11 protein-coding genes and 2 pseudogenes are annotated in these 10,115 nt (G+C 67.4%); 4 read left to right on the top strand and 9 right to left on the bottom strand.

Annotated features, from left to right (window positions below; all coding sequences use genetic code 11):
* From VGC18_RS16175 to VGC18_RS06945, 8 genes and pseudogenes are all read right to left on the bottom strand, one after another.
* Positions 1-155: pseudogene (locus VGC18_RS16175) on the bottom strand (NADP-dependent oxidoreductase); the annotation flags it as partial.
* Positions 152-955: a TetR/AcrR family transcriptional regulator gene (locus VGC18_RS06975; RefSeq protein WP_331095646.1), complete on the bottom strand. Its 804-nt coding sequence runs from the start codon at positions 953-955 to the stop codon at positions 152-154. The gene VGC18_RS06975 and the pseudogene VGC18_RS16175, both read right to left, overlap by 4 nt.
* Positions 956-1,098: 143 nt before the next feature.
* Positions 1,099-1,779 (bottom strand): response regulator transcription factor, encoded by a 681-nt coding sequence (locus VGC18_RS06970; protein ID WP_331095644.1) that lies wholly within the window; start codon positions 1,777-1,779, stop codon positions 1,099-1,101.
* Positions 1,776-3,026 (bottom strand): sensor histidine kinase, encoded by a 1,251-nt coding sequence (locus tag VGC18_RS06965; RefSeq protein WP_331095642.1) that lies wholly within the window; start codon positions 3,024-3,026, stop codon positions 1,776-1,778. Before VGC18_RS06965 ends, VGC18_RS06970 begins: the two co-directional genes overlap by 4 nt.
* Before the next feature lie 11 nt (positions 3,027-3,037).
* On the bottom strand, positions 3,038-3,634 hold the full coding sequence (locus VGC18_RS06960) for a DedA family protein (protein WP_331095648.1): 597 nt from the start codon (positions 3,632-3,634) through the stop codon (positions 3,038-3,040).
* Positions 3,635-3,686: 52 nt separating this feature from the next.
* Positions 3,687-3,905, bottom strand: a complete 219-nt coding sequence (locus VGC18_RS06955) for a hypothetical protein (protein WP_331095640.1) — start codon at positions 3,903-3,905, stop codon at positions 3,687-3,689.
* Positions 3,906-4,001: 96 nt separating this feature from the next.
* Positions 4,002-4,817: a glycosyltransferase family A protein gene (locus tag VGC18_RS06950; protein ID WP_331095638.1), complete on the bottom strand. Its 816-nt coding sequence runs from the start codon at positions 4,815-4,817 to the stop codon at positions 4,002-4,004.
* Positions 4,814-5,692: a glycosyltransferase family 2 protein gene (locus VGC18_RS06945; protein ID WP_331095636.1), complete on the bottom strand. Its 879-nt coding sequence runs from the start codon at positions 5,690-5,692 to the stop codon at positions 4,814-4,816. Before VGC18_RS06945 ends, VGC18_RS06950 begins: the two co-directional genes overlap by 4 nt.
* A 207-nt stretch (positions 5,693-5,899) precedes the next feature.
* Between VGC18_RS06945 and VGC18_RS06940 the strand changes: the two genes are divergently transcribed.
* The 3 genes and pseudogenes from VGC18_RS06940 to VGC18_RS06930 all read left to right on the top strand — a co-directional run.
* On the top strand, positions 5,900-7,009 hold the full coding sequence (locus VGC18_RS06940; protein ID WP_331095634.1) for an AI-2E family transporter: 1,110 nt from the start codon (positions 5,900-5,902) through the stop codon (positions 7,007-7,009).
* A 115-nt stretch (positions 7,010-7,124) separates the two neighbouring features.
* Positions 7,125-7,271: a hypothetical protein gene (locus VGC18_RS06935; RefSeq protein ID WP_331095632.1), complete on the top strand. Its 147-nt coding sequence runs from the start codon at positions 7,125-7,127 to the stop codon at positions 7,269-7,271.
* A gap of 12 nt (positions 7,272-7,283) precedes the next feature.
* Positions 7,284-8,063 (top strand): annotated as a pseudogene (locus tag VGC18_RS06930) (SDR family oxidoreductase); the annotation flags it as partial.
* A 36-nt stretch (positions 8,064-8,099) separates the two neighbouring features.
* Here VGC18_RS06930 and VGC18_RS06925 read toward each other — a convergent pair.
* Positions 8,100-8,969 (bottom strand): alpha/beta hydrolase, encoded by an 870-nt coding sequence (locus tag VGC18_RS06925; RefSeq protein WP_331095630.1) that lies wholly within the window; start codon positions 8,967-8,969, stop codon positions 8,100-8,102.
* Between the two features lie 150 nt (positions 8,970-9,119).
* Here VGC18_RS06925 and VGC18_RS06920 point away from each other — a divergent pair, with 150 nt between their 5' ends.
* A complete protein-coding gene (locus tag VGC18_RS06920; RefSeq protein ID WP_331095628.1) occupies positions 9,120-10,085 on the top strand; it encodes a helix-turn-helix domain-containing protein in 966 nt (321 codons plus the stop codon).
* Positions 10,086-10,115 lie beyond the last annotated feature (30 nt).

The raw sequence follows: 10,115 nt of genomic DNA, 5'->3' as shown, positions 1-10,115 counted from the left end.
TCCATCAGTCCCTGGCGCTTCTTCCAGTCGCTGGCATTGACGCCGGCGGCGCGCACCGCGATCCGGATCTCGCCCCGCCCGGGATGCGGGTCGGGAAGGTCGACGATCTCGAGGACCTCCGGCCCGCCGAATCGGCTGAACCGCGCTGCTTTCATGGGGTGCTCCGTTCGTGACCCGACGGATCGATGATGGCTGAGTCGATGACCTCTGGGGTGTCCCGCTGCTCGCGGGAGGCCAGCCCCCGCAGCAGCAGATCGAGTGTGAAATCGAACCGCTCGTGGCCGTCGCCGGCCGTCAACTCCGGCGCGTAGGCGACGACGTTGGGAAAGCGGGCGGCCGGCAGCATCCGGAACCGCTCGATGCGTTCGGTCCGGTCGAGGATCCGGCCATCGGTGTCCGTGGCCGGATCCCGGCGAAGCGAGGCCTCGAGGCTGTAGGCGGCGACGTAGAGCAGGGCGGCGTCGACGGCCCAGGCGGCGGCCTGCGGCGACACCTCGCCGGCCAGCAGGATCGCGAGCATGCCCTCGCTGATCCGAAGCGTCTCGAGGCTGGTCGGCGCGGCCGCCAGCGTGGCTCGGGAGATGCCGGGAAAGCGCAGGTATTGGTCGCGCAGTTGCCGGCACACGTCGATGAACTGGATGCTCCACCGCCCGGAATCGGGCGTGGGGAGTCTCACTCGGCTGCAGAGCACGGCGATGAGCAGGTCGTCCAGTCGGGCCTTGTTCCTGACGTGTGCGTACAGCGACGCCGGACCGGTGCCCAGGGCCGCGGCGACCCGCCGCATCGTCAACGCGTCGAATCCCTCCGCCGCCACGATGTCGAACGAGGCGGCCACGATCCTGTCGATGCTGATCGGGGTCTTGCGGGACCGGGTCGGTGTGCCGTCCAGCGCCGCGATCTGCGCCGCCCAGTCATCCCGGGAGACGGCAGCCGGCGCGCGATTGCTGTCTGTCATGTCGGCAGGCTAACACGAACGGTGTTCGTTTAAACAAACGGTGTTCGCTTTATGGGGTGGCATTGGATCGTCATGACATCGGATGTGTCGGTCCGGCGTCGTTCCGTCAGCCGCGCAGCGGGCGTCGCCGAGAGTGTCGCCGATCAGCCGTCGGTCTCGCCGGGGCGCACCATTCCCGTCTCGTAGGCGAGGACGACCGCATGCACCCGGTCCCGAAGACCCAGTTTGCCGATCACCCGGCTGACATGCGTCTTGGCGGTCTGCTCCGCGATGAACAGCGACTTACCGATCTCCGAATTCGATTTGCCGCGCGCCATCTCCAAAAACACCTCGAGCTCGCGTTCGGTCAGGCTGTTGAAGACCGTTTTCGAGGTGAGACCGGCGGGCGCGCTGTCGACGAAGCTCTCGATCAGTCGTCTGGTGACCCGTGGCGACAGGAGCGCGTCACCGTCGTGGACCGTCCGCACCGCCGAGATCAGCTCCGGCGCTCCCGCATCCTTGAGCAGGAAGCCGCTGGCGCCGGCGCGGAGCGCGTCGTAGACGTAGTCGTCGAGGTCGAACGTCGTCAGAATGACGACCCGAGGGACGTTGCCGATGCCGTTCGGCGGATTGTTGATGGCGCGGGTCGCTTCGATCCCGTTCATCACCGGCATCCGGATGTCCATGAGAACGACGTCCGGGTTGAGCACACGATTGCGGGAGATGGCCTCCTGACCGTCGCCGGCCTCACCCACCACGCTGATGTCGGGTTGAGCGTTCAGGATCGCCGCCACACCGAGGCGGTACATCGGCTGATCATCGACGATGAGCACTCTGATGGTCACGAGTGGTCCCGCCGATCGCCGGCGGGCACCGGGATGGTGGCCATGACGCGGAATCCACCGGTCGCCAGCGGCTGCTGGGTGATATGGCCATCGAGCAAGGCCACGCGTTCGCGCATGCCTCGCAGACCCTGGCCTCCCAACTCGGGCTGACGTCCTTCGCGCGGGGGAAGGCTGCCGGGAGGATCGTTTTCCACGACCACCGTGATGGTCGCCGCATCGCCAGTGATCTCGACCCGCGCGGCGGCGAGCGGGGCGTGCCGTATGGCGTTGCTGAGCGCCTCCTGAACAATGCGGTAGACCGTGAGCTGAACGAGGGGTGGGACGAACTGCTCGTCCACGGACGATCTGTAGCTCGCATCCGTGCCGACGGTCCCCGCATTCTCGATCAGGCTCCCGATGTCGGCGATAGTGGGCTGCGGCGCCAAGGCCTTCTCGCCGGTCCCCGGCCGGAGGGCGCCGAGGAGCTGCCGCATCTCCCGAAGGGCCGACCGAGCCGACCGGGCGATGTCCGCGAACTCGCGGGCCGCGGCAGGGTCGAGATCGGCGAGGCGGTATTGTGCCGACTCGGCCCGGATGTGCACAACGGACATGCTGTGCGCCACCACGTCATGGAGCTCACGGGCGATTCTCGCCCGCTCCTCGGCGCCGAGGCGGAGGGCCTGCTCGAGTTCGACGTCGCGCCGTGCCTCGGCGAGGAGAGCGCGAACCCGGTGACGCTGACCGATCGCGACCGACGTTGCGAGGGCGATCAGGGTGACGGTGATGCTGGCCAGCACGTCGAAGCCCCAGTCTCCCTTGGATCGCCCCGGGGTCTGGCTGAATGCGGCCACGAGAATGACCATGGTGAAGAAACTGAGCCACCAGGCGCCGATGGAAACCGTCCACCGCTCACGAAGGCCCACCACGACGAGCATGCTCGTGAGGGCGAGGAGAGCGGGGATGGACAGCGGCCAGAACTCGTCCACCTCGAGGCGGGTCGCCACACCGAGATAGGCGATGGTCGCGAGATGAAGCGCCACGGAGGAGCGGGGAAAGCGAACGGCAAGAGGGATCGTTGCGCATTGGACCGTGGCCAGCGCGAAGGCGATCGCCGGGGGAAGGTCGTAGAACCCGATGAGGCTGGGCGCCGACGCCCAGAACACAATGACGGAAACGGTGATGACCCCGATCCATCCGACGAGGGAGAACGGGCGGGCGGCCTCCCGACCGGCGTTCAGACGCGCCAGGAGCGACCGTGCGGTTGGCATCGAGGTCGCCATCACGGGTACAGCCTACGGTCTGCCGCGGCCCGCCTCGATGAGAGGATCCTGTCGACGACCCAGCCGATGGACGCGGCAAGCACGGCCGCGGCGACGGCGGCCATGATGGGGCTGGCATGCAGGAACGCACCCGCGACGATGGCCATGAGCACGGACACCGTGGTCCAGAGCAGCGCGCCAAGCACGCTGATCGGGAGGAACCGCCGATAGGGAAGCCGTGTGGCGCCGGCGGCCATGTTCACGACGACCCTTCCGACCGGGATGAACCGTCCGGCCAGCAGGATGCTGGTTGGCCTGGTCGCCAGTCCCCGTCCCGCCCGCGCACTCAGACGAGCGATCGCCGGCCGGCGCATCCACCGGAACCGCGAGAGTCCCACCCGTCTGCCTATGAGAAAGGCGATGGTGTCGCCGAGCCACGCGCCCAGAGCCGCCGTGGCGATCACCAGGACGAGAAGCGGGGTTCCGGTGGTCCAGGCGACGGCAGCAGCAGAGGCGACCACGAGCTCACTGGGCATCGGAGGGAAAAACCCGTCGATGACGCAGATGAGAAGGATGACGCCGTAGATCCACGGCGAGGTCATCATGCCGAGGAGCATGTCGGTCAACGGTCCCATTGTGGCCGCCGATCGGTCGATGGCTCTGGCCGCCTCATCGTCGTGTCCATCGCGAGAGGGTGCCGATGAGATTGGCGATGACGGTAACCGCGATCCAGATGACCGAGAAGACGATCGTGAACACGATCAACACGCTCATACCGACCGTGGCGAGGATCAGACGGAGGAACGGTCGGCGAGGGGGAGTCGCTGGCACGAGCGGAATCAGGGGGAGGGCGGGCGGAGGGCTGATGTTTGCGGGTTCGGCGGTCATGATGTTCTCCAGTGGATGTCGGTGGTTGCGTCTCGGCGGTGGGACCGGAGGTCTGTCGATGACAGATCTTCCCCGGAAGACGCTTGCGCGGGGAAGCTACCGGAGGCTCGAATGTTCTACCCCGGGAGATGTACTCCGCACCTCCGCACGGATCGTCTCGGGAGGGCCGCCCCGGACCGCGGCGATGCGGGAACGTGCCCGGACCATCCACCGTCGCGCCGGGAGTTGCGCTGGCCAGTGCTCACGAAAGGTGTGGGCGCCGCGTCTGAGTCGACGGACAAGGGCGCTCGGGCTGTCGAAGGGACGAGGCGAGACCTCGACGACGAGATCGCGGTCGTAGATCACCGTGGAGCTGGCGGGCAATCGGTAACTGAGGTCCATGTCGTCGTGGAGGTCGCGATCGTCGCGAGGAACGCTCGCACTCAACGCTTGCCACGTCTCAGCGCGGACGGCGCAGTTCGACCCGAAGAGCACGGTGTGCCCGAGCAGGACGTGCATCGAGGCGAAGTAGCCGGAAATGTAGATGACGCGTGCGGCGACCTGTCGCATCCCAGGAAGGTCGTAGAAACGCGCTGGACCGGTTATCGCCACGGCGGACGGTTGAGCGGCGAGTCTCCGTTCGATCCGTTCGATCCAGTCCGGGGGCAGCACCGAGTCCGCATCGCACCGGGCGATGATGTCACCCGTGGCGGTGTCGAAGCCGAGGCCCGACGCCGCGGTGATCCCGGGACGTGATTCGGCCACGACCTGGGCGCCGAAGCGGCGGGCCACGGAAACGCTGTCGTCCGTGCAGCCGTTGTCCACGACGATGATCTCGTCGGCGGGACGTCGCTGGGACGCGAGCGACTCGAGGCAGCGTTCGAGCAATCGTGCGTCGTCGAGCACCGGGATGACGACGGAGATCGTGGTCATGCGAAGCTCACTTCGCGCGGCGTGGAACGGGTCGACGCGAACCATGAGCGGCCGAGATGAACGGGCCAGTAGATCCCGCGGAGCAGCAGCTGTGGAACGCCCAGGTACCAGCGGCTGATGCCGTGGTCGTCGTAGGTGCGGCCGAAACGCCGGGTGTATTCCTGGAAGTCGCTCGGGGCGGAGTCCATGCGGCGGGCCGAAACGCCGGCACGCATTCGCGGGTCATACGCGGCGACGATTCCCGCCTCGTACAGATGTACTGCAACGTCGATGTCCTCGTGCTGCCGATCGTCCGGGTCCAGACAGGTGTTGTGCTCGATGGCGCGCCAAGCGCTGGCGCGGATCGCCATGTTGCTGCCGTAGAGGAAGGGATATTCGCTGCCGAGACGCCGGAGGAATCGGCGGGTGAGGTCGTCGGCGAGATGACCGGCACCGGCGAGCGGGACGTCGTAATACGACACGGGGCCGGTGACCGCTCCGGCGTCGTCGATCAGCATCCTCTTGCTGACGCGTTCGACCCAGTCAGGGTCGATCATGGTGTCGGCATCGATGCGACCGAGGACCTCGCCGGTCGCCGCGGCAAACCCGGCGTTGCGGGTGGGGACGAGTCCCTGCACGAGATTCTGGCGGACCAGACGGATGCCGCGGCCGGGATGGGCGGCGGCGATCCGGGTGACCACCTCCGTCGTGGCATCCGTGGAGAGGTTGTCGACGACGATGATCTCCAGCGCGGGAACCGTCTGATGCAGAGCAGCGGCCAGGCAACGACCGATGGTGTCCTGCTCGTTGTAGGCGGGGATGACTATCGAGACGGTCGGCAGGCCGGGTACGAACGGATCGAGGCGACTGGGCCGATGAATGAGGTTGATGGTCACGGTGTTCTCCTTGGGCGAGCGGTTGGTGGTGGATGAACCGTAGGCAACGGCCCACACGCACCGCGTCACCCCCGCGGCCCGCGTATCTACCCCACGGGGGTGACGCGGCCGGGCTCTCCGGGGTACGCGCGGGTCGCCGTCCTCGGGATAGAAAAGGTCGACGGCTGCTGCGCCGCACGTTCTCGAGATACACAAAGGACCACGACCATGAGCCGGAGCACGATGACCCGATCACGGCGGGTGCGCACTCTCGCCCCGACCCGCCCGCCCCTGGCATCCCTCCCGATAGCACGTCTGGCGTTCGCCGGAGGTCTCGTGGCAGTCGCGGTCAGCATTCTGATCGCATCGCTCCCGCTGCTGGGCCCGACATTCGCGGTGGTCGGACTCGCCATGTTCTTGGCGCTTTCGATCGAGCCGATCGTCCGGGCGGGGGAGGCGAGGGGCATCCGTCGTCCGGTCTCCGTCGGGCTCATCTCCCTCGCCGTCGCTGCGACGGGAACCGGGCTCGTCGTGGCCGTGGTACCGAGCACGGTGCAGCAGGTGCAGACGTTCCAGACCGCCCTGCCGGAGATCGCCAGGGGAGTCCTCGATCAGCCATGGGTCCAATCGCTGCAGACGACTGTGGGCACGTCGATAGACCTCACGACCGCGACGGCCTCCGTCGTGAACTTCCTCCGGGACCCCCAACAACTCGTTGCGCTCTGGGGCGGGGTCGTCGCGGCCGTCTCCGGGACAGCGACCGTCCTGCTTGCGGGAGTCTTCGTCGGGGTCCTCGCGGTGTTCTTCTCGCTCGCGCTCCCGTCGATGCGCGACGCCTTCGCCCGCTCACTCCCCGCATCGCGCCGCGCGTCGGTCGTCTCCATCTCCGACGAGATGCTCACGGGCATCGGCCGTTATGTCGGGGGACAGCTCGCTCTCTCGCTGGCCAACGGCATCGTCGTGCTCATCGTCGTCTCGGCGGTGGGAGGACCGACGCCGTTGTTGCTGGCCCTCCTGTGTTTCACCGTCACCCTCGTACCACTGGTCGGCACACCCATCGGTTTCACGTTCGCCACCCTCGCCTGTTTCACCACCTCTCCGACAGCGGGACTCGTCGCACTCGGAGCGCTGCTGGTCTACATGCAGATCGAGTCGTACGTGCTGGTTCCGATGGTGATGAAGAAGGCGGTCGCGGTTCCGGGCTCGCTCGTCATCGTCGGCGCATTCGCGGGGGCGGCGCTCGGCGGTGTCCTCGGCGCCTTCTTCGCTGTCCCTGTGATCGCGGCCGCCTCGATCCTCTGGCGGCGCGTACTCCTGCCCCGTCAGGAGAGACGATGATTGCTCTCCAACCAGGGTTCGCCGGTCCCTGGATGACCGCACCCCGAATTCGGTGGGGGATCGCTGCGAGAGTGGTGATATCAGGCCGACATCGCGGCCCGCTCTAAGGAATCTCATGCCTCGCACACCCACCATCACCGTCCCCGACCTGTCCGGGAAACGTGCCATCGTCACGGGGGGAAGCGACGGGATCGGTCTCGGCCTCGCCGGACGTCTCGCCGCCGCCGGCGCGGAGGTCATCATCCCCGTCCGCAACGCCTAGAAGGGCGCCGCGGCCGCCGCGACCGTCAGCGCTGCGACCCCGAGTGCGAGGATCTCGACCCGGGAGCTCGACCTGTCGTCGCTGGCGTCGGTCGCCTTGCTCGCCGAAACCCTCCTCGAGGAGGATCGCCCGATCGACATCCTGATCAACAACGCCGGGGTCATGACACCGCCGACCCGTCAGGTCACGGGGGACGGCCTCGAGCTCCAGTTCGAGACCAATTACCTCGGCCACTTCGCCCTGACCGCGCGGCTCCTGCCGTTGCTCCGCGCGGGCCACGCCAGGGTCACCACCCAGCTGAGCGTGTCGGCGGGACAGAACGCGATCAACTGGACCGACCTGCAGTTGGAGAAGTCCTACAGCGGAACGAAGTCCTACAGCTCGTCCAAGATCGCGCTCGGGCTGTTCGCGCTGGAATTGAACCGTCGCAGCGCGGCCGGCGACTGGGGCATCACCAGCACCATCTCCCATCCCGGGATCGCGGCCACCAATCTGCTCGCCTCGCATCCGGAGATGGGCCGGACCGGCGACACGACCGCGGTGAGGGTGATCCGCCGCTTGGCGAACAGGGGTCTCCTCGTCCAGACCGCCGAGGGAGGCCTGCTGCCCGCGCTGTACGCGGCGACCAGCCCGGACGCGCAAGGCGGTCTCTTCTACGGTCCGTCCGGTTTCGCCCATCTCTCCGGTGCTCCCGCGGAGCAGAGGCTGTACAGGCAGCTCACGTCCGAGGCGGATGCGACGAGGATCTGGGAGGTGTCCGAGCGACTCGCCGGCGTGAGATTCCCCGCCTGATGGGCGTCCCCTCGGCGTCATCCAGACCGAGTCCGCTCACGTCGTGAGCGCGCCGGTACGGGCGATGAAGTCCAGCGCGGTCTGAGCCACTTCCCGCCAGCCGCGGTCGATGGTGAGCGAGTGTCCCCTGTCCGGGAGGACGACGAACTCGGTGAGACCCGGATTTTTTGCCTGGATCTTATAGCTCTGCTCGGTCGGCTTGACGGGCACGGTGTGGTCCGCTTCCCCGCCGATGAGGAGCAGGGGTCCGCGATCGGGGTTCTTGGTGTCGACCTTGGTCTCGGTGAAGGGATTCAGGTTGGCGGTGACAACCTGGAAGATCGGGTTCCCGGACGCGGCGACATGGAACTCGTTGTAGAGCGCGCGTGCTTCGTCGTCGTCGAGCGCGTTCGCCCAGCCGTATCGGAACTCCTCGAATGAGAGTGTCACCCCGTGCTTCAGGCTGCTCGGGTGGCTCACGACGGGAGCCGAGGACTTGAGCGAGGAGAACGGCACAGACAACACGCCCTGGAACGGTGCGGGGTCGATCGCGACGGTGGCCACGGATGCCCCTTCTCCGGCGATCTTCTGCGCGATGAGACCGCCGAAGGAGTGCCCGATGACCGCGGGTCTCGTCTCGAGTTCCGCGATCGCTTCCAGGTAGTGGTCGGTGACCTCCTGCACCATCTTCGACGCGAAAGCATCGGGATTGGCACGGGCGTCCTCGATGGAGGGCGGGTCGTCGGGCCAGCCGGGCGCGATCGTCGTGAATCCGGCATCCTCGAACACGGTTCGCCAGCGGTCCCAGCTGCTCGACAGGAGCCAGAGCCCGTGCACGAAGACGACCGGTCGGCGACCGGAGGCATTCGCTCGGGCTATGTCGTCTCGTTCGACGGCGGTCAGGGTGGATGCGAGGTTCTCTGACATGACGGATCCTTTCGCTGCGGGGGAGGGCTTGGCATCCCATCCTCCGAGAGGGAAAACACCGCGTCTTGACCTGCCCCGCACTGTGCTGTGCGCACCCTGTACGGATTCGCACCATGTCATTACGATGGGTGCGAGCGAAGAGGAGTCCACGTGGGCGCCATCATCGACCTTGAAGAACTTCCGGTGACGGACAGCATCGAGTTCCTGCGCGAGCGCATGCTGCAGTCACCGGTGCCCCTTGCCCTGGAGCCTCACCCCGAGGGAGAGGTGATCGTGCGATCGAGGGTCGCCGACCTCGGCCGTCTGCACCTCCTGTCCACCAGGGCTCAGGGCGGCGATGTGGTGCGGACGGCGCGGCTCGCCCGAGACGACACACCACCGAGCCTCATGGTGAGCGTTGTGGACCACGGCACCGCGCTGATCATCCGCGGCGAGCGCCTCACGACCTTGCACCCGGGCGACATCGGGTTGTACACGAGCGACGAACCGTATCGGCTGAGGTTCAGCGCCGGCGCCCTTCGCCACACCTACCAGATTCCGCTGGACGCGCTTGGCGTGGATCGGCAGCTGATCGCGGGCCAGCTGGATGCCGCTATACACCCCGACCGGACCACGACGGCGGCCGTCTCGGCGTTTCTCCGCGGCACCGCGCGATCCGCCCCCTCCGCGACCCCGGAGGAGCAGTCCGTTCTCCAAAGACCGGCCTTGGACCTTGTACGGCTGCTGCTGACGCGGCCCGTCGCCGACACGACCATCGGCCGGGAGGCGGCCACAAAATCGCTGGCGACCCGCATCGAGGAGCACATCAGAGCGCGGCTGGGCGAGCCAGATCTCTCCGTGCATTCCCTCGCCGAGGCCTTCTCCATCTCCGAGCGCTACGTGTACTCGATCCTCGCCCGCCGTGGAATCGACCTCGGCGACCTCATCCGTGAGCACCGGCTCCAGGGTGCCGCCCGGATGCTGGAGGACCCCACCCAGTCGCTCACCACGATCGCGGCGGTCGCGTATCGGTGCGGCTTTGCGGATCACTCGCACTTCTCCCGCGCCTTCCGTGCCCGGTACGGCATCGCGCCGTCCGACTGGCGGCGACGTCACCTCCCGCCGGAACCCGGATAGCCGGCCGCGGCGACGGTGATGCGCCGCCCG

This window comes from Lacisediminihabitans sp., assembly GCF_036404185.1.
Taxonomy (GTDB): Bacteria; Actinomycetota; Actinomycetes; order Actinomycetales; family Microbacteriaceae; genus Lacisediminihabitans.
The sequence above is the reverse complement of the archived record's forward strand: the minus strand, read 5'-3'. Positions and strand labels throughout refer to the sequence as shown.